The following is a 19,199-nucleotide window of genomic DNA, read 5'->3' on the forward strand; positions in this document are numbered from 1 at the left end:
TGGAGAGAGCATGCTGCGCGCCGTCGTCAACGCCCACGTCATCCCGGTGGAGGGCGACCCGTTCGACGGCACCATCGTCATCCGCGACGGTCGCATCGAGGCGCTCGGCGCCGACGTCCAGGTGCCGGAGGGCGCGGAGGTCGTCGACGTGGCGGGCGCGCAGGTCACGCCGGGCCTCGTGGATGCGCACGTGCACCTGGGCGTGCACCCCGAGGGCGACGGTGGCGCGGCGAGCGACACGAACGAGATGACGGGCGTCAACCAGGCGGCCGTGCGCACGATCGACGCGATCGACCCGTTCGACGAGGGCTTCGACGTCGCGCTCGCGGGCGGCGTCACGACCGTCAACGTCAACCCGGGCTCCGGCAACCCCATCGGCGGCCTCGCCACGACGCTGCACACGCACGGTCGCATCGTCGACCGCATGGTGCTGCGCGAGCCCGCAGGCCTGAAGTCGGCGCTCGGCGAGAACCCGAAGCGCGTGTACGGCGAGCGCAAGCAGACGCCGTCGACGCGCCTCGGCACGGCGAAGGTCATCCGCGAGGCGTTCGTCGCGGCGCAGAACTACCTGCGCAAGCACGCCGACCCCGACACGACGGCCGACGTCGACCTCACGCACGAGGCGATCGCCAAGGTGCTGCGCCGCGAGATCCCGTGGCGCCAGCACGCGCACCGCGCCGACGACATCGTCACGGCCGTGCGCATCGCCGAGGAGTTCGGCTACGACCTCGTCATCGACCACGGCACCGAGGCGCACGTCGTCGCCGACCTGCTGGCCGAGCGGAACATCCCCGTGCTCATCGGCCCGCTCTTCACGACGAAGTCGAAGATGGAGCTGCGCGGCCGATCGATCGCGAACCCCGGCAAGCTGGCCAAGGCGGGCGTCGAGATCTCGATCATCACCGACCACCCCGTCATCCCCATCTCGTTCCTCGTGCACCAGGCGTCGCTCGCGGTGCGCGAGGGCCTCGACCGCGAGACGGCGCTGCGCTCGATCACGATCAACCCGTCGAAGGCGCTCGGCGTCGCGCACGAGGTGGGCTCGCTCGAGGTCGGCAAGCGCGCCGACGTCGTGGTGTGGGACGGCGACTGGATGGACCCGATGGCGCGACCCTCGCTCGTGCTCATCGACGGTGCCGAGGTGTACCGCCGCGAGGATGGCGTCGAGACGATCGCTCCGCGCTCGTGACGGCCGTCACGCATCCCGGCGATCTGCTCACGCGCCGTAGGCGCGTCGCGACCATCGTCGTGCTGGGCCTGCTCACGGCGCTCGGCCCGTTCACGATCGACCTGTACCTGCCGGCCTTCCCCGTGCTCGCCGACGATCTCGGCGCGACGGATGGGCAGGTGCAGCTGACGCTCGCCGCGACGACGCTCGGCTTCGCGCTCGGCCAGCTCGTGCTGGGCCCGCTGAGCGACCGCATCGGCCGGCGCTGGCCGCTCGTCGCGACGTCGACGCTGCACGTGCTCACGTCGATCGCGATCGCGGTCGCGCCGAACGTCGAGGTGCTCACGGTGCTGCGCGTGCTGCAGGGCCTCGGTGCCGCGGGCGGTGCGGTCGTCGCGATGGCGATGGTGCGCGACCTGTTCTCGGGCCGCTCGCTCGTCGTCTACCTCTCGCGGCTCGCGCTCATCATGGGCCTCGCCCCCATCCTCGCGCCGGTCATCGGCTCGTGGCTGCTCGAGGTCACGCAGTGGCGCGGCATCTTCTGGGTGCTCGCGCTGTACGGCGCGATCGTGATCCTGCTCGTCGCGACGCTGCTGCGCGAGACGCTGCCGCCCGAGCGTCGCCTGCGGATGGGGTCGGGCACGCTCGGCAGCTACCGCCGCGTGCTGGGCGACCGCCGCTTCGTGGGCGTCGCGATCATCGGCTCGGCCGGGTTCGCGGGCATCTTCTCGTACCTGTCGACGTCGCCGCTGCTGCTGCAGGAGGTCTACGGGCTGAGCGCGACGGAGTTCGGCGCCGTGTTCGCCGTGTGCTCGGTGGGCGTCTTCATCGGCGTGCAGACGTCGTCGCGGCTCGCGACGCGCTTCGGCCCGCAGTGGGTGCTCGCGTGGTCGACGGCCGGCATGGTCGTCGCCGCCATCCTCATGCTCGTGCTCGACCGCTCGGGCCTCGGCCTTGCGGGCTTCATCCCGGCGATGGTCACGTTCACGCTGTCGTTCGGCCTCACGATGCCGTGCGTGCAGGTGCTCGCGCTCGTCGAGCACGGCAGCGAGGCCGGCACGGCCGCGTCGCTCATCGGTGCGTCGAACATGCTGCTCGCGAGCATCGTCGGCGGCGTCATCGGCAACTTCGCCGTGCACGACGCCGTGCCGATGGGCGCGGTCATGCTGGGCGGCGGCCTGCTGGCGACGCTGTCGCTGTGGCTGCTCGTGCGCCCGCGCACCGTGCCTGCGCTCGTCGACTGACGCGGCGCCGCCGCAGCCATCACGCACGAGGCGCCCGCGACCGAGCAGGTCGCGGGCGCCTCGTGCGTGTCGTCAGCGGCTGACGGCGAGCGCCGAGCGCTCGGGCACGCCGAGCTCGGCCATGACGGCGCGCGAACGGGAGCGCACGGTGCCGAGCGGCAGGTCGAGGAGCTGCGAGATCTGCAGGTCGGTGAGGCCCGCGGAGGCGAGGCCGAGGATGTCGCGGTCGATCCACGAGCGGCTGCCGCGCAGCGCGCGCCGCGACGCGACGAGGCTCGTCTCGAGGTCGTCGGCGAGGCGTGCCGCCGCCGTGTCGCCGCCGAGCGCGGCGGCGACGTCGAGCAGGCGGCGCGTGAGGGCGGCGTGGCGTGCGGAGACGATGCCGGATGCGGCGTGCACGAGCATGCCGGCGTCGCGGTGGCGCGCGGCGGTCGCGAGCACGTGCAGCGCGCGCAGCACGGGCGTGAGGAGGCGCACGTCGATGTCGGAGACGTCGGGCACGGTGTCGCCGAGGCGCGCGTGGAGCGCGGCTGCGGCGATGCGCAGCGGCACGTGGGCCGGCACGCCGGCGTCGGCGAGGGCGGCGCAGCGGCCGAGGGTCGCGCGGGCGGCGTCGCCGTCCACGTGCTCGGCGGCGGCGACGATCTCGGCGACGTGGCCGGAGACGACGAGCAGCGTGGCGCCGGCGGCGTCGCGCACGGCCTCGGGGCCGCGGTGCAGTGCGTCGGTCGCGGCGATCGCGAGCTGCCTGGGCGCCTCGTCTGGCAGGTCGCGCAGCATCGACTCGGCGACGTGCGCATGCTCGGGCAGGCCGTCCTCGGCGACGCGCGAGATGAGCGCGAAGGCGATGGCGGCGGAGTCGTCGGTCGTCGCGGCGGTCTCGACGATGCGGTCGAGCGCGTTGTCGAGCAGCGGCAGCGGCGGCAGCGCGACGGCGCGGGCGGCCATGCGCGTCTCGGCGATGGCGCGACCGGCGGCCGAGAGCATCGTGCGCGTCCAGTCCTGCACGTGGCCCACGACGCCGTGCACGCCGTCGGCGGCGGCGATGACGCCGCGGGCGTCGCCGCGGAAGGCGGCGTCGGCGGCGAGCAGGCCGTAGGCGCGCACGCTCACGAGCGGGTCGCCGCCCACGAGCGCGGCCTGGGCGGCGAGCGCGACGGTGGCGTGGTCGCCGGCCTCGAGCGCGACCTGCGCGCGGGCGAGCTCGCCGATGCGCCGCAGGCGAGCGCCGAACTCGGCGTGCGGCGGCAGCAGGTCGACGAGGTCGCTGCCCACCGACTCCGGGGCGAGCACGGAGGCCGTGATCGTGAAGGCGACGAGCCTCGTCGAGAAGTCGTCGAAGCCTGCGGCGTGCGCGTCGTGGATGAGCGGCGCGGCGACGGCGATCTCACCCTCGGAGATCGCGGCGAGCATCGTCGGCAGCGTCTCGGGGTCGAGGGTCGCGGCGATGGATGCGGCGTCGCGCGCGCAGGTCGAGAGGCTGCGGCCCACGAGGGTGCAGGCGGCGATCGCCGCGATGCGTGCGCGGGTGGCGGTGGAGGTGCTGAGCCTGCCGGCCTCGATGGCGCGGTGCGCGGCGATGTACTCGCTCACGGTGCCGGCGTCGCGGCGCGACCAGCCGTCGGCGATGTCGGCGAGGATCGCGAGGCTGCGCTCGTCGGGCCGCTGCGTGAGCGGCGTGCGCAGGATCGCAGGGACGACGAGCGCGCCGGCGACCTCGTCGACGATGCCGACGTGCAGCAGGGCGTCGACGGTCTCCTGGCCGAGGTGGTCGACGGCGCGGGCGACGCGGATGCCGTGGATGGCCGCGATGGTCTCGGCGGCGCTGCGCAGCTCGGGCTCGAGCGCGCGCACGATCGCGGCGGCGGCTGCGCCGGCGCGGCGGGGGCGGTCGGGGCGGAGGCGGTCGTCGAGCAGGGCTGCGGCGAGCAGCGGGTAGCCGCGCGACTGGGCGTGGATGAGGCTGCGGCCGATGGCGCCGAGCCAGTCGGGGCGGAGGCCCGCGCGGGCGAGGCGGTCGTCGGCGAGCCGGTCGAACTGCCTGCGGGTGAGGCGGCCGAGGCGCACGACCATGACGGAGCACTCGTCGGGCTCCGGCAGGGTCACGGAGCGGCGGGTGTCGAGCGAGTCGTCGTCGGAGAGCACCGTCTGGGTGTCGCCGCCCGGCCCTGCGCTGCGCATGGGAAGGAAGGCGATGCTGCCGGACCCGGGGGTGCGCAGCTTCGTGTGCGTGACGCGGCGGCGCACGGCCTCCGAGCCGAGCAGCGGGTGCCCGACGAGCACGACGCGCCTGCCGGCGTCGACGGCCTCGAGGATGCGTGTGCAGTCGTCGTGCCGTCCGAGTGGGTCCACCGTGCGCATAGCTGCTCCCGTCACCTGCGCTCGTCGACGGGCGATCGGTCGGTCGGCGTCTGGGTCGGTGACGCGTCTGGCCGGGCGCTCGCCGTCGAAGAATCTTCGACTTCGGGCAGGATACCCCGCGGGTCGGTCGTTCGACCGTCGAACGATGAAATCCTCTATCGGTGGGGGACAAGCCGAACGCTGTTCGACGTGCGCAAGGATGCTGCATCGTGCGCAGCATCCATGCGCGCGAGGCTCGCGCTGCACGACCCCGTGCGCGACGGCCCCGTGCACGCCAGGATGGATGCATGAGCGACGAGCTGGAGGCCGCGCGCGCGGCCGTCGAGGAGGCGAGGCGGGCCCAAGCGGCGGCCGAGGAGCGGTTGCGAGCCATGGAGGCGGCGAGCGCGCCCGCCCCCGACGAGGGTGCTCCAGTGGGCTCCGAGACCACGGAGGGGACTGCATCGCCGGTGGGGAATGCCGAGGCTCCGGCGACCGAGGCGCCGAACCCGGCGGCGCCCGTCGACCCAGTCGAGGAATCTTCGACCGCTCCGGCCGATCGCCCCGCGGCCCCGACGGGCCCCCTCGGCCAGGCCGCCGTCGACGCCATCCGTGCCGGCTACGCCTTCGAGGGCGCCGCCCTCGAGCTCGGTGCCCTCGTCAACGGCGACGCCGACCCGTCGACGCCCATCCGCATCCCGCTCGGCATGCTCAACCGGCACGGGCTCGTCGCAGGAGCCACCGGCACGGGCAAGACGAAGACGCTGCAGGTGCTCGTCGAGCAGCTCTCGGCCGCCGGCGTGCCGGTGTTCGCCGCCGACATCAAGGGCGACCTCTCCGGCATCGCGACACCCGGCGCCTCGAGCGCGAAGCTGCTCGAGCGCACCGCGGGCATCGGCCAGGACTGGCAGCCGCTCGCCGCCCCCGTCGAGTACTTCTCGCTCGGCGGCCAGGGCATCGGCGTGCCCATCCGCGCCACCGTCACGGGCTTCGGTCCGACGATGCTCGCGAAGGTGCTCGGCCTCAACGACACGCAGGAGTCGAGCCTCGGCATCCTCTTCGCCTACGCCGACCGGCAGGGCCTGCCGCTGCTCGACCTCAAGGACCTGCGCGAGCTGCTGCTGTGGCTCACGGGCGACGAGGGCAAGGGCGAGCTGCGCGAGCTCGGCGGCATCTCGCCCCAGACGGCAGGCGTCATCCTGCGCGAGCTCACGGCGTTCGCCGAGCAGGGCGCCGAGCGGTTCTTCGGCGAGCCCGAGATCGACGTCGCCGAGCTGCTGCGCACCGCGCCCGACGGCCGTGGCCTCGTGAGCCTGCTCGAGGTGCCCGGCGTCGCCGACCAGCCGCAGCTGTTCTCCACCTTCCTCATGTGGCTGCTCGCAGAGCTCTTCGAGACGCTGCCCGAGGTGGGCGACCCCGAGAAGCCGCGCCTCGTGTTCTTCTTCGACGAGGCGCACCTCCTCTTCAAGGACGCGTCGAAGGAGTTCCTCTCGTCGATCACGCAGACCGTGCGCCTCATCCGCTCGAAGGGCGTCGGCATCGTCTTCGTCACGCAGACGCCGAAGGACGTGCCCTCCGACGTGCTCGCGCAGCTCGGCTCCCGCGTGCAGCACCAGCTGCGCGCCCACACGCCCGACGACGAGAAGGCGCTGCGCTCGACGGTGCGCACGTACCCGAAGAGCGACTACGACCTGCAGGAGGTGCTCACGAGCCTCGGCACGGGCGAGGCGATCGTGACGGTCATGGACGAGCGCGGCGTCCCGACGCCCGTCGCGTGGACGCGCCTGCGCGCGCCGCAGGGGTCGATGGACCCGACGCCCGAGGCGCAGATGCAGGCCGCGGTCGCGTCGTCGCCGCTGCAGGCCCGGTACGGCGAGGCCGTCGACCGCGAGTCGGCGTACGAGATCCTCGCGAAGCGGCTCGAGGAGACGCAGGCCGTCGCCGCGAAGGCCGACGCCGATGCTGCAGCCGCGAAGGCGGCGAAGGAGCACGAGGCCGAGGCTCGCAGGCTCGAGCAGCAGGCATCGCGCAACCGCAAGGCGTCCCAGCAGGCCGCGAAGGACAACCCCGTCGTGCAGGCGATCCGCTCGCGCACGGGCCAGACGATCATCCGCGAGATCGTGCGCGGCATCTTCGGCACCCGCCGCCGCTGAGCCGGCGGTCGCCCCGAACGCGACGATGCGCGGCACCCGAGGGTGCCGCGCATCGCGTCGTGCTGCGGAGGATGGGGGATTCGAACCCCCGAGGGCTTGCACCCAACACGCTTTCCAAGCGTGCGCCATAGGCCACTAGGCGAATCCTCCAGCGTGGCCGCGAGGCCAACCCCGCAAGTCTAGCCCGACGCGGCGGGTGCGAACGCCGAAGGGGCGGGATCTCGCGATCCCGCCCCTCCTGCGTGCGATGCGACTAGCCGCAGATCGTGTAGCTCTCCGCACCGGCGCCCAGCGATGCCGAGTCACCCATGAAGTACACGTCGGGCTGGCCGAGGCGCAGGCTCTCGCTGATGAGCTCCGACGGCACGCACTCGGGTCGCACCACGTAGAGCGGTGCGTCCATCGCACCCGCGAGGGCGGATGCCGAGAGCGCGTCGGGGAACTTCAGCCCGCTGGCCACGAACATGGTGTCGGCCGAGTCGAACACGTGCTCGTTGATGTAGACGCCCGTGAGGAACCGGTCCGCGCCGGCTGCGCGGTAGGGGTTCATCACGGCGTTCACGAGGTCGCGGTAGATGCCGTCGCTCACGGATGCCGAGCTGCCGGCCACGAGCGTCTGGGTGACGCCGAGGTCCTGCAGCGTGGCGAGCGTGGCGCCGTCGAGCGCCGAGAGCTGACCGTCGATGAGGATGACGGGAGCATCCATCGAGCCCGCGGCCGCGCCGGCCGTGAGGGCGTCGGGGAAGTTGCGCCCCGTCGCGAGGAACGCGGTGCCCGCGCCCTCGCCGAAGGCGTACTCCGCCACGAGGCGCGACGTCTCGAATCGGTCGGCGCCGCCGATGCGGTCGACCGTCTCGACGCCGTCGATGTCGCCCACCTGGGTCTCGACCGCGGCCGACACCGAGGGCGTGCCGCCCACGATCACGACGCGGCTCGCACCGAGTCGCTCGATCTCGGCGACGATCGACGCCGGCGTGGTCTCCGGACGCGTGAGGAGCAGCGGGCCGCCCTCGTACGCCGCGGCGGGACCGGCAGCGAGGCCGTCGGGGTAGTTGACGCCGCTCGCGAGGTAGACGACGTCGGCACCCTCGGGGTAGCCGAGCTGCGAGGCGGCCACGGCCGTCTCGAAGCGGTCGCCGCCCGCGATGCGCTCGGGCGCCGGGATCGTCGCCTCGCCCGTCGTGATGCGCACGTAGGTGCGCACCGCGTCGGTCGTGTCGTACGTCACGGCTCCGAGGAACGCACCGTCGAGCGGAGCGTCGGCCCACGAGACCTCGTAGGACGACTGCGCCGACTGCGTCACGGGCAGCGTGGTCGGGTCGACCTCGAAGTTGCCGATGCCGCCGGAGGTGAGCACCGATGCCACGTCGAGCGTGAAGGCGGTGGTCGCACCGTTCGAGGCGTAGACCGTCACCTGGGCGACCCACGTGCCGGGCGTCGGGTCCTCGATGAGCAGCTGCTCGTCTGCGGATCCGGTCGCGGCCTCGTAGAGCTCGACCGCGGAGCCGCCCTGGAGGCGAGCCACGACGAGGTCGAGGTCGGAGGCGTCGTCGGCGCTGTCGAGGTCGAAGTCGAGCGCGAGCTCGCCCTCGCCGACCGTGAACCCGTACTGGCGGAACTGGCCAGCGGCGGCGGAGCCCGCACCGAGCTCCTCGTACGGGAACAGACCCTCGGCGCCGAGGCCGATCTCGCCGGTGATGCCCGACGTGACCGTCACGGGGGCGACGCCGGCGGTGCCGGAGCCCTCGATCCACTGCGGCGCGTCGACGCTGACCGGGTAGACCGCGATCGGCGAGCGAGCCTCGTGCTCGGCGCTGGCCCACGTGAGCGAGCCGGTCGTCCACGCGTCGGTCGGGGCGCCCGCCTGCACCGTGAACGACACGGTGTAGGTGAGCTCCTGGCCGGCGGCCGTGAAGTCGAGCGTCGTCGGGCTGACGACGGCGTCGACGCCCTCGGGCGCGTCGATCGTGACGGCGTACGAGCCGGGCTCGAGCGCCGTGAGCGATCGCGTGACCGTCTGCGTGCCCGCGAGCGAGCCGATGCCGATCGACGGGATGTTCAGGTCGCTCGGGTCGATCGCAGCGCCGATCCACTCGTCAGGCAGCTCGTAGCCGACGCCGCGCAGGTAGCCGTACCAGTCCTCGAGCCCGTTGGCGTAGTAGACGCCGGGGTCGAGGAAGTCGGCCGTGTTCACGAAGCCGGCGCCCTGGGCGAACCAGTCCTGGTTGGGCGAGCCGTCGGCGTTCACCGTGTCGGTCGCGGTCGTCATGAGCGCCGACTTGACCTCGGCGACGGACGCGAGCGGGTGGGCGCCGAGGTAGACGGCTGCGAGGCCCGCGACGTGCGGAGCGGCCATCGAGGTGCCCGAGAGGAAGCGGAACGTGGGCGCCTCGCCCTCGCCGTTCGGACCGGCGGCGATGATGCCGGTGCCGGGGGCGGCGATGTCGGGCTTGATCACGTCGTTGCCGTCGGCCTCGACCGGGCCGCGCGACGACGAGGCGGCCACGATGGGCGCCGCCGTGTCGATGCCCGACGAGTTGCCGGCCGTGAACGACACCGTCTGCGACGGGTCGGCCTGCGCGACGGCGAGCACGGCTGCGTAGTACGCCGCGTCGATGTGCACCGTCGGGACCGCGTGGTCGTCGAGGTCGATCGAGTTCGGCGTCGGGTTGCCGAGGATCATGCCGATGCCGCCTGCGGCCTCGACGACCTCCGACTTCTCGACGCGCGCGTTGTTGCCGCGGTCGCAGAGCACGATGGTGCCCGGGTCGACGGTCGCGAGCGAGCCGGGGAGGCAGAGGGCCGCGTTGGCAGCCGAGGCGCCCGCCGCAGGGATGTCGCCCGCGTAGACGAGCGTGCCGGTGAAGGGCTCGGCGTCCTCGGCCATGTCGACCGTGATCGACGCACCGGGGATGAGCGTGCCGTCCTCGAGCTCGATCGTCGCCTCGTAGTTCGGGATCGTCGTGTTGGCGACGGTCGCGTACCAGGGGGAGGCGTGGTCGAGGGTCGTGGCGCCGGGGCCCGAGTTGCCGGCCGAGGCCGACGTGAAGATGCCGGCGGCCGCTGCGCCCAGGAAGGCCTGGTCGTAGGGCTCGAAGACGGATGCGGCTGCGCCGCCGCCGATCGAGAAGTTGATGACGTCGACGCCGTCGGCGGTCGCGGCCTCGATGCCCTGCATGAGGTCGGTGCCCGAGCAGCCGTCGTCGGTCGTCACGGCCGGGTCGGGGTTGTTGCCCGACCAGCAGACCTTGTAGACGGCGATGCGCGCCTCGGGTGCGACGCCCGACATCGTGCCGATGTCCTGGCCGCCCTCGGTCGTCACGGGCACGTCGTAGTTGCCCGCGGCGGTCGAGGCCGTGTGCGAGCCGTGGCCGTCGAGGTCGCGCGGCGAGGCGATCTCGACGCCCTCGCCGCCGATGCGCGATGCACCGAAGCCGTCGAGGAAGAACTGCGCGCCGATGATCTTCGTCGAGCACATGTCGGCGGTGAAGCCGGGGCCCGTCTCGCAGATGCCGGTGAAGGTCTCGCCATCGCCCTTGACGAAGTGGATCTCGTCGCCGGAGAGGTAGGGCTCGGCGCCGGCGGTCGTGCCGAGCGCCTCGCCTGCGAAGAGGGGGTTCTCGGGCGCGATGCCCGTGTCGAGCACGCCGACGACGACGCCGGCTCCGGCGTCCTCGACCGTGCCGACCTGCGACCACATGCCCTCGACGTCGAGGTACTCGTTCGACGGCGAGCCCTGCAGCTGCAGCATCTCGTCGGGGTAGACGCCTGCGACGCGGGAGTCGAACGCCAGCTGGCCGGCTTGGTCGGCCGAGAGGTCGGCGATGAAGCCGTTGACCGTGAGCGTGAGGCTCGCGGCGATGTCGACGCCCACCGCGTCGGCCACCGCCTCCTGCTCGCCCGCGAGGTAGTCGCTGTAGGCGACGACGGCCGGGTCGGCGTCGTCGAGGCTGTCGGTGCCCGTGGGCGCGGTCGCCTGGAGGTTGGGCACGCCGCCGGTGTAGAGCGCGGCGGCGTCGTCCTCGAGCAGCACGACGTAGCGCCCGTCGGTGAAGCTGCTGAGGTCGACGGGGGTGGCGGGAGAGGGGGTCGCAGCGGACGCGGCCGTCGTGCTCACGACGACGCCGCCGAGACCGATGGTCACGGCGGCGAGCGAGGCGAGGCAGCGACGGAGCGCGACACGACGGGGCGTGGTGGTGCTCACAGGATGATGTCCTTCGTCACGGGGTGACCCGCCCGCGCGGTCGGCGGGCAGGTGTGCTCAACCTAGGCGGGGCACACGCGCGACATGGAGAAGCGTTACCCATTCGTGATCGACCGGGGTGCATCCGGTGATGACCTGAGCATCACTCATGTCCTATGCTGCCCGACCGTTCGTGCAGGTGCGACGCCCGGATGCGGTCCCTAGGCTGGAGCCGTGACCTCACGGATGATGATCGCCTCTCCCGAGGGGCACGCGGGCAAGTCGATCGTGGCCCTCGGACTCGTCGACGCCCTCTCCCGCCGCGTCGGTCGGGTCGGGGTCTTCCGACCCGTCTCGCGGTCGACGATCGAACGCGACTCGGTGCTCGAGCTGCTGCTCGCGCACGACGCCGTGCACCTCTCCTACGAGGATGCGATCGGCACGACCTACGAGGCCGTGCACGACGACGCCGAGGCCGCGCTCGCGACGATCGTCGCCCGCTTCCACCTGCTCGAGGACCGGTTCGACGCCATCGTCGTCGTCGGCTCCGACTACACCGACGTGGGCAGCCCCACCGAGCTCGGCTTCAACGCGCGCGTCGCCGCGAACCTCGGCGCCCCCGTCGTGCTCGTGCTCGGCGGCCGCGACCCCGAGACCGGCGAGCCGCGCGCGGTCGAGGCGCTCGGCCAGCTCGGCGAGCTCACGCTGCCCGAGCTGCGCGCGGGCCACGCGCGCCTCGCCGCGCTCGTCGTCAACCGCAGCGACGTCGCCGCCACCGACATCGAGGTCGTCGCGCGGGCCGCGGGCCTCGAGGTGCCGGTGTGGGCCATCCCCGAGGACCCCATCCTCGGCGCCCCCACCGTGCAGCAGCTCTTCGACGCCACCGACGCCGAGATCGTCGGCGGGGATGCCGCGCTCACGCAGCGAGAGTCGCTCGGCACCGTCGTCGCAGGCATGTCGATGGAGCACGTGCTCGACCGGCTCATCGACGGCGGCATCGTCGTCGTGCCCGGCGACCGCTCCGACGTCGTCGTCGCGACGCTGCTCGCGCAGCGCTCCGAGTCGTTCCCGACCGTCGCCGGCATCATCCTCAACGGCGGCTTCGACCTCGCGCCGTCGGTGCAGCGCCTCATCGACGGCCTCGACCTGTCGATGCCCATCGCGCGCTCGCCGCACGGCACGTACGAGACGGCCCGGCGCATCGCAGGCACGCGCGGCGCGATCTCCACGGGCACGCAGCGCAAGCGCGACACCGCGCTCGCGCTCTTCGAGCAGCACGTCGAGGTCGACGCGCTGCTCGACCTGCTCGAGCTGCAGGACTCGACGGTCGTGACGCCGCTCATGTTCGAGCAGGGCCTCATCGAGCGCGCCCGCGCCGACGTGCGCCACATCGTGCTGCCGGAAGGCGACGACGACCGCATCCTGCAGGCCGCCTCCACGATCCTGCAGCGTGGCGTCGCGCGCCTGACGATCCTCGGCGACGAGGGCGCCGTGCGCGCCCGCGCCGCCGAGCTGGGCCTCTCGCTCGGCGACGCGCGCATCGTCGCGACGACCGACCACGCCCTGCGCACCCGCTACGCCGAGGCCTACGCGGCCGCGCGCTCGCACAAGGGCGTCACGTTCGAGGATGCGTGGGAGCGCGTGACCGACGTGTCGTACTTCGGCACGATGATGGTGCACCTCGGCGACGCCGACGGCATGGTCTCGGGTGCCGCGCACACGACGGCCCACACCATCCGTCCGTCGTTCGAGGTCGTGAAGACGAAGCCGGGCGTCTCGGTCGTGTCGAGCGTGTTCCTCATGGCGCTCGCCGACCGCGTGCTCGTCTACGGCGACTGCGCCGTCGTGCCCGAGCCGACCGACGCCGAGCTCGCCGACATCGCGATCTCGTCGTCGCAGACCGCGCGCGACTTCGGCATCGAGCCGCGCGTCGCGATGCTGTCGTACTCGACGGGGGAGTCGGGATCGGGTGCCGAGGTCGACAAGGTGCGCGCCGCGACGGCGTTCGTGCGCGAGCGCGCGCCCGAGCTGCTCGTCGAGGGCCCCATCCAGTACGACGCCGCGGCCGACCCCGTCGTCGCGGCGAAGAAGATGCCGGGCAGCGAGGTCGCCGGCCGCGCGACCGTGTTCGTCTTCCCCGACCTCAACACGGGCAACAACACGTACAAGGCCGTGCAGCGGTCGGCGGGCGCGCTCGCGATCGGCCCCGTGCTGCAGGGCCTCAACAAGCCCGTCAACGACCTCTCCAGGGGAGCCCTCGTGCAGGACATCGTCAACACCGTCGCGATCACGGCGATCCAGGCCCAGGGCCAGCTGGCGGGCGGTGCCGCATGAGCAGCGTCTTCGTGGTCAACGCCGGCTCGTCGAGCCTCAAGTACCAGCTCGTCGACCTCGAGACGGGCTCGGCGATCGCGTCGGGCCTCGTCGAGCGCATCGGCGAGGCGCGCTCGAGCGCCCGCCACGTCGTCGGGGAGGCGCGGCACGACGCCGAGCTCCACGTCGGCGACCACGAGCAGGCGTTCCGCTGGGTGCTGTCGGCCTTCGCGGAGCACGGCCCCGTGCTCGACGACGCGGACATCGTCGCCGTCGGGCACCGCGTCGTGCAGGGCGGTGCACGCTTCGACGGCGCCGTCGTGATCGACGACGGCGTCGTGGCGCAGATCGACGACCTCTCGCCGCTCGCGCCGCTGCACAACCCCGCGAACCTCCTCGGCATCCGCGCCGCCCGCGTCGCCTTCCCGACGCTGCCGCACGTCGCGGTGTTCGACACCGCCTTCCATCGCACGCTGCCGCGCGCCGCGTGGCGCTACGCCATCGACCGCTCGGTCGCCGACGAGCACCGCGTGCGCAAGTACGGCTTCCACGGCACGAGCCACCAGTTCGTCTCGCGCCGCACGGCCGAGCTGCTCGGCCGGCCCCTCGAGGACACGCGCACGATCGTGCTGCACCTCGGCAACGGCGCCTCGGCGTGCGCGGTCGACGGCGGTCGATCGGTCGAGACGTCGATGGGCATGACGCCGCTCGCGGGCCTCGTCATGGGCACGCGCTCCGGAGACCTCGACGCGGGCGTGCTCGTGCACCTGCACCGCGTCGCGGGCCTCGGCGTCGACGAGCTCGACGCCCTGCTCAACAAGCGCTCGGGCCTCCTGGGCCTCACGGGCTCGGGCGACATGCGCGACGTGCAGCGGGCCGCCGAGGCGGGCGTCGACCACGCCGTCGAGGCGCTCGAGGTGCTCGCGCACCGGCTGCGCTCGACCGTCGGCGCGTACCTGGCCGTGCTCGGCGGGGCGCACGCGATCGCGTTCACGGCAGGGGTCGGCGAGAACGTCGCGCAGGTGCGCGCCGCTGCCCTCGCGGGGCTCGAGGAGCTCGGCATCCGCATCGACGCCGAGCGCAACGCATCCGGCCCGCGCGAGCGCATGATCTCGACCGACGACTCGCGCGTGCAGGTGTGGATCGTGCCGACCGACGAGGAGCTCGAGATCGCCACGCAGTCGGCATCGGTCGTCGGCGTCTAGCCTGGATCCATGCGCACCGTCTGAACCGTCGTCGGCGTCGTCGTCGCCGTCGTCATCGCCTGGTTCCTCGTCGACGTGGCGCTGCGGGTGCTCGCGTTCGGCTTCCGTCTCGCGCTCGTCGCGGGCGTCGCCGTGGTCGTGTTCCTCGTGCTGCGGATGCTGCTGCGCAAGCCCGCCGAGTAGCGCTCGCGGCTCAGGCGGGTCGGGTCACCGCGGCGTCGTGGGCGTCGTCGCGAAGAGCTCGAGCCGGCCGCAGCCGGTGCACCGCAGCCCGGCGACGCTCCACGCGTCGCGCGAGGCCTTCACACCCCCGAAGAGCGCCTCGCGCGGCTCGCCCGTCGCCCATTGCATGTCGAAGCGACCGGAGCCGTTCGTGTCAACGAGGTAGCCAGCCTCGAGCCCCTGCGCGTCGCAGCGCGGGCAGGAGCCTGGAGGCGTGGCGGGCGTCGGTGGGGCGGCGTCGGTCATGGCGACAGCGTCGCGCATGCGGTGCCCGCGCGCCAGCCCGCAGACGTGCGAAGACTCCCCGCGCACCCGCCAGAGCCCGGTTACCCTTGCTGCGTCTCCGCCCTGGGGGAGTTGGCCTGGATGGCGCCACGCGGGGAGCCGTCGTCCATCGTACCGGCTCTCGGCCTGCCGCGGCTACGCCGAGAGGCGCGCGAGCTCGCCGGCGGTGAGCTCGACGTCCACGGAGGCGAGCAGGTCGGCGAGCTGCTCGGGCGTGCGCGCGCTCGCGAGCGGTGCGGCGACGAGCGGCTGCTGGCGCAGCCAGGCGAGCGACACGGCCGCGACGGTCGTGCCGTGCGCGGCGGCGACGTCGTCGAGCACGTCGAGCAGCGCGACGTTCGCTGGGTCCTCGAGGTACGTCGCCGCGATGCCGGCGCGCTGCGAGTCGACGTCGACGCCCGGACGGTACTTGCCGGTGAGGAAGCCGGAGGCGAGCGACGGGAACGGCACCTCGACGAGCCCGAGGTCGGCGAGCGTCGGCAGCAGCTCGGCCTCGGCGTCGCGCGACACGAGGTTGTAGCGGTCCTGGCTCGTCGTCGGGCGGGCGAGGCCCGCGGCGTCGGCGATCGCGACGAGCGAGCGCATGCGCGCGGGCTCGAAGTTCGACAGGCCGATCTCGCGCACCTTGCCTGCCTGCACGAGCTCGTCGAAGACGGCTGCGACGTCCTCCTGCGGCACCTCGTCGTCGTCGCGGTGCGCGTAGTAGAGGTCGAGGCGATCGGTCTGCAGGCGACGCAGGGAGTCGTCGACCGCGGCGCGGACGTTGTCGGGCGAGAGGCCGGGGCGCTCGGGGTGGCTGAAGACCTTCGTCGCGATCACGACGCGATCGCGCACGCCGCGCGACGCCATCCACTCGCCGAGGATCGCCTCGGACTCGCCGCCGACGTTGCCGTCGACCCACGCGGAGTAGACGTCGGCGGTGTCGATCGAGCGTCCGCCTGCGGCGAGGAAGGCGTCGAGCACCGCGAAGGACTCGTCGCGATCGCTCGTCCAGCCGAAGGCGTTGCCGCCGAGGATGAGGGGGCCGTGCTCGAGGGAGGTCATGCTGTGGCCAACGCGACGGGCCGCATCCGATTCCCTCGCGCGGATGCATCGTGCGGCTCGGGCGCGTCGCTCGCGCACGTGCGTCCACGCGCGTGGGTGGCCGCCGGTAGCCTGGCCTGCATGGTCGCTGCGCTGTACCGCCGGTATCGGCCGGAGTCGTTCGCCGAGCTCATCGGGCAGGCGCACGTCACCGATCCCCTCAGCGCCGCGATCCGCGGCGATCGCGTCGGGCACGCGTACCTGTTCTCGGGTCCGCGCGGCTGCGGCAAGACGACGAGCGCGCGCATCCTCGCCCGCTGCCTCAACTGCGCCGAGGGCCCCACGCCCACGCCGTGCGGCACGTGCGACTCGTGCGTCGAGCTGAGCCGCGATGGCGGCGGATCGCTCGACGTCGTCGAGATCGACGCCGCGAGCCACAACGGCGTCGACGACGCGCGCGACCTGCGCGAGCGCGCCGCGTTCGCCCCGGCGCGCGACCGCTTCAAGATCTTCATCCTCGACGAGGCGCACATGGTGACGTCGCAGGGCTTCAACGCCCTGCTGAAGATCGTCGAGGAGCCGCCGGCGCACGTGAAGTTCATCTTCGCGACGACCGAGCCCGACAAGGTCATCGGCACGATCCGCTCGCGCACGCACCACTACCCGTTCCGCCTCATCCCGCCCGCGCCGATGCTCGAGTACGTCTCGCAGCTCACCGAGCGCGAGGGCGTGCAGACCGAGGCGGGCGTGCTGCCGCTCGTGATCCGCGCGGGCGGCGGCTCGGCGCGCGACACGCTCTCGATCCTCGATCAGCTCATCGCGGGCTCCGAGACGCCCACGGTCGCGTACGAGCAGGCCGTGGCGCTGCTCGGGTTCACGCACGCCGAGCTGCTCGACGACGCCGTGGATGCGCTCGGCGCGCGCGACGGATCGGCGATGTTCGGCGCGATCGACCGCGTCATCCAGTCGGGCCAGGATCCGCGCCGCTTCGTCGAGGACCTGCTCGAGCGCCTGCGCGACCTCATCGTCGTGCGCGCCGCCCACGACCCCGCTGCGCTGCTGCACGGCGTGCCGCAGGAGGACCTCGACGCCATGCTGCGCCAGGTACGCGCGTTCGGCCCCGTCGAGCTCTCGCGCGCCGCCGACGTCGTGGCGAAGGCGCTCACCGACATGACGGGCGCCACGAGCCCCAAGGTGCACCTCGAGCTCATGGCGGCGCGCCTGCTCGTGCCCGCCGCGGGCGACCAGGAGCTCGGCACGCTCGCGCGCGTCGAGCGGCTCGAGCGGCGCATCGGCGTCGCCGGGGCGACGGCGGATGCGGCGCCCGCTGCTGTTGCTGCGCCCGCTGCTGCTGCCGCTGCGCCGGCTTCCGCGGCGTCGGCTCCTGCTGCCGCTCCCGCTGCAGCCGCGCCCGCGACGCCTGCACCCGAGGCGCCCGCGCCCGCCGCCGAGCCGGCTGCGCCCGCCGCGGCCGCGCCCGTCGCCGTCGGCTCGGTGAGCGTCGAGCAGCTGCGCGACGCGTGGGACGAGGTGCTCACGCACCTCGGCGACGCGAACCGCCCCGCATGGCTCGTCGTGTCGCAGTCCGAGATCGTGACGTTCGAGGGCGACGTGCTGCGGCTCGGCTTCCGCAACCGCGGCGACTTCGAGGCCTTCCCGGCCAAGCCCGGCGGCGCGAAGAGTCCCGCCGAGCACCTGCGCGCGTCGATCGAGCACGTGCTGGGCCTCACGGTGCGGTACCTCACGGTGCCGATCCAGGCCGAGGGAGCGCGGCCGCGTGCCGCCGCTGCGCCCGCCGACGCCGATGCGGAGCCTGCGTCTCGGCCGGATTCGACGAGTGCAGCGCCGACGACCGCACCGCCCACGACTGCAGCGGCAGCCCCGACGCCCGCGGCGTCCGCCCCGGCCCCCGAGCCGTCGGCGCCTGCGCAGCCCGCCCCTGCGCCCGAGGCGCCGGCATCCGCACAGGCTCCCGCGACGTCGGCCCCTGCACCGGCGCAGTCCGCGCCCGCGCAGCGGCCCCAGCCCGCCCGCCAGCAGGCCACCGTGCAGCCCACGACCGGCGGCTGGGCCGTCGCCGCCATCCCCAGCGCCGAGCCGCAGGCCGACGAGCAGCGCGAGGCCGTCGTCACGCCCATCCGCCAGGCGCCCACGTCGGCGCCGCCCGTCGCGCCGTCGAGCGCCACGGCGCCCACGCGACCCGCGTCGGCGCCCGCCTCCGACGACGTACCGGACGGCGAGGCGCCCGACGACCCGTGGGGCCCCGACGAGCAGGTCGTCGACCACGCAGCGGCCGCGGCCGCCGTCGAGGCGACCGCCGCCGCGATCCAGGCCGAGCAGCCCGTCGACGCGCGCCGCGCGGCGATGGACGACGCCCGCTACGGCGAGGCCGTCGTGCGCGAGGAGCTCGGCGCCGAGTTCCTCGAGGAGATCGCCCTCGACGGGCGCGAGGAGGTGCGCTGATGTACGACGGCATCGTGCAGGAGCTCATCGACGAGCTGGGCAGGCTGCCCGGCGTCGGCCCCAAGTCGGCGCAGCGCATCGCGTTCCACATCATCCAGACCGAGTCGTTCGACGTCACGCGCCTGTCGCGCGTGCTCGCCGAGGTGCGCGACAAGGTGCGCTTCTGCGAGATCTGCGGCAACGTCGGCGAGCAGGAGCGGTGCATCATCTGCCGCGACCCGCGCCGCGTGCCCACGACGATCTGCGTCGTCGAGGAGCCGAAGGACGTCGTCGCGATCGAGCGCACGCGCGAGTTCCGCGGCCTGTACCACGTGCTCGGCGGCGCCCTGAACCCCATGCAGGGCGTCGGCCCCGACCAGCTGCGCATCTCGCAGCTGCTGCGTCGGCTGCAAGACGGCACGGTGCAGGAGATCATCATCGCCACCGACCCGAACGTCGAGGGCGAGGCGACGGCGACGTACCTCATCCGCACGCTCGCGCCGCTCGGCATCACGGTCTCGCGCCTCGCGAGCGGCCTGCCCGTGGGCGGCGACCTCGAGTTCGCCGACGAGATGACGCTCGGCCGAGCGTTCGAGGGGCGCCGCCAGGTCACGTCCTGAC

11 protein-coding genes, 1 tRNA gene and 1 other RNA gene are annotated in these 19,199 nt (G+C 73.4%); 7 read left to right on the top strand and 6 right to left on the bottom strand.

The window, feature by feature from the left end; translation table 11 throughout:
* Nucleotides 1-10 precede the first annotated feature (10 nt).
* Nucleotides 11-1,189 (top strand): amidohydrolase, encoded by a 1,179-nt coding sequence (locus BLQ67_RS11445; RefSeq protein ID WP_092505179.1) that lies wholly within the window; start codon nt 11-13, stop codon nt 1,187-1,189.
* The gene (locus tag BLQ67_RS11450; protein WP_092505181.1) at nt 1,186-2,412 is read left to right on the top strand and encodes a multidrug effflux MFS transporter; all 1,227 of its coding nucleotides are present in this window, start codon (nt 1,186-1,188) and stop codon (nt 2,410-2,412) included. Before BLQ67_RS11445 ends, BLQ67_RS11450 begins: the two co-directional genes overlap by 4 nt.
* A 72-nt stretch (nt 2,413-2,484) precedes the next feature.
* Here the strand turns inward: BLQ67_RS11450 and BLQ67_RS11455 are convergent, their stop codons facing one another.
* Entirely contained in the window at nt 2,485-4,764 is a 2,280-nt protein-coding gene (locus BLQ67_RS11455; protein ID WP_157674820.1) for a helix-turn-helix domain-containing protein, read from the bottom strand.
* Nucleotides 4,765-5,060: 296 nt separating this feature from the next.
* Between BLQ67_RS11455 and BLQ67_RS11460 the strand changes: the two genes are divergently transcribed.
* Nucleotides 5,061-6,905, top strand: a complete 1,845-nt coding sequence (locus BLQ67_RS11460) for a helicase HerA-like domain-containing protein (RefSeq protein WP_092505185.1) — start codon at nt 5,061-5,063, stop codon at nt 6,903-6,905.
* A 65-nt stretch (nt 6,906-6,970) separates the two neighbouring features.
* Here BLQ67_RS11460 and BLQ67_RS11465 read toward each other — a convergent pair.
* Together BLQ67_RS11465 and BLQ67_RS11470 are read right to left on the bottom strand one after the other, a co-directional pair.
* Nucleotides 6,971-7,055, bottom strand: a tRNA-Ser gene (locus tag BLQ67_RS11465).
* A 103-nt stretch (nt 7,056-7,158) separates the two neighbouring features.
* Nucleotides 7,159-11,109 (bottom strand): cell wall-binding repeat-containing protein, encoded by a 3,951-nt coding sequence (locus tag BLQ67_RS11470; RefSeq protein ID WP_092505187.1) that lies wholly within the window; start codon nt 11,107-11,109, stop codon nt 7,159-7,161.
* 213 nt (nt 11,110-11,322) lie between these two features.
* Here BLQ67_RS11470 and pta point away from each other — a divergent pair, with 213 nt between their 5' ends.
* Both pta and BLQ67_RS11480 read left to right on the top strand, forming a co-directional pair.
* The gene (gene pta / locus BLQ67_RS11475) at nt 11,323-13,422 is read left to right on the top strand and encodes a phosphate acetyltransferase (protein WP_092505189.1); all 2,100 of its coding nucleotides are present in this window, start codon (nt 11,323-11,325) and stop codon (nt 13,420-13,422) included.
* Nucleotides 13,419-14,606 (top strand): acetate/propionate family kinase, encoded by a 1,188-nt coding sequence (locus BLQ67_RS11480; RefSeq protein ID WP_092505191.1) that lies wholly within the window; start codon nt 13,419-13,421, stop codon nt 14,604-14,606. The genes pta and BLQ67_RS11480 overlap by 4 nt, the downstream gene beginning before the upstream one ends.
* Nucleotides 14,607-14,813: 207 nt before the next feature.
* On the opposite strand, the gene BLQ67_RS11485 is transcribed toward BLQ67_RS11480, so the two are convergent.
* The 3 genes from BLQ67_RS11485 to BLQ67_RS11495 all read right to left on the bottom strand — a co-directional run bounded on the left by BLQ67_RS11485 (nt 14,814) and on the right by BLQ67_RS11495 (nt 16,157).
* Entirely contained in the window at nt 14,814-15,074 is a 261-nt protein-coding gene (locus tag BLQ67_RS11485; protein ID WP_092505193.1) for a hypothetical protein, read from the bottom strand.
* Between the two features lie 46 nt (nt 15,075-15,120).
* An RNA gene (gene ffs, locus BLQ67_RS11490) (signal recognition particle sRNA small type) lies at nt 15,121-15,217 on the bottom strand.
* A gap of 31 nt (nt 15,218-15,248) precedes the next feature.
* Entirely contained in the window at nt 15,249-16,157 is a 909-nt protein-coding gene (locus tag BLQ67_RS11495; RefSeq protein ID WP_092505195.1) for an aldo/keto reductase, read from the bottom strand.
* Nucleotides 16,158-16,277: 120 nt separating this feature from the next.
* Here BLQ67_RS11495 and BLQ67_RS11500 point away from each other — a divergent pair, with 120 nt between their 5' ends.
* On the top strand, nt 16,278-18,599 hold the full coding sequence (locus tag BLQ67_RS11500) for a DNA polymerase III subunit gamma and tau (protein WP_092506913.1): 2,322 nt from the start codon (nt 16,278-16,280) through the stop codon (nt 18,597-18,599).
* Nucleotides 18,599-19,198, top strand: a complete 600-nt coding sequence (recR, locus tag BLQ67_RS11505) for a recombination mediator RecR (protein WP_092505197.1) — start codon at nt 18,599-18,601, stop codon at nt 19,196-19,198. Before BLQ67_RS11500 ends, recR begins: the two co-directional genes overlap by 1 nt.
* The last annotated feature ends 1 nt before the right edge of the window (nt 19,199 follow it).

The sequence above is a fragment of the Agrococcus jejuensis genome, from assembly GCF_900099705.1.
GTDB classification, from domain to species: Bacteria; Actinomycetota; Actinomycetes; order Actinomycetales; family Microbacteriaceae; genus Agrococcus; species Agrococcus jejuensis.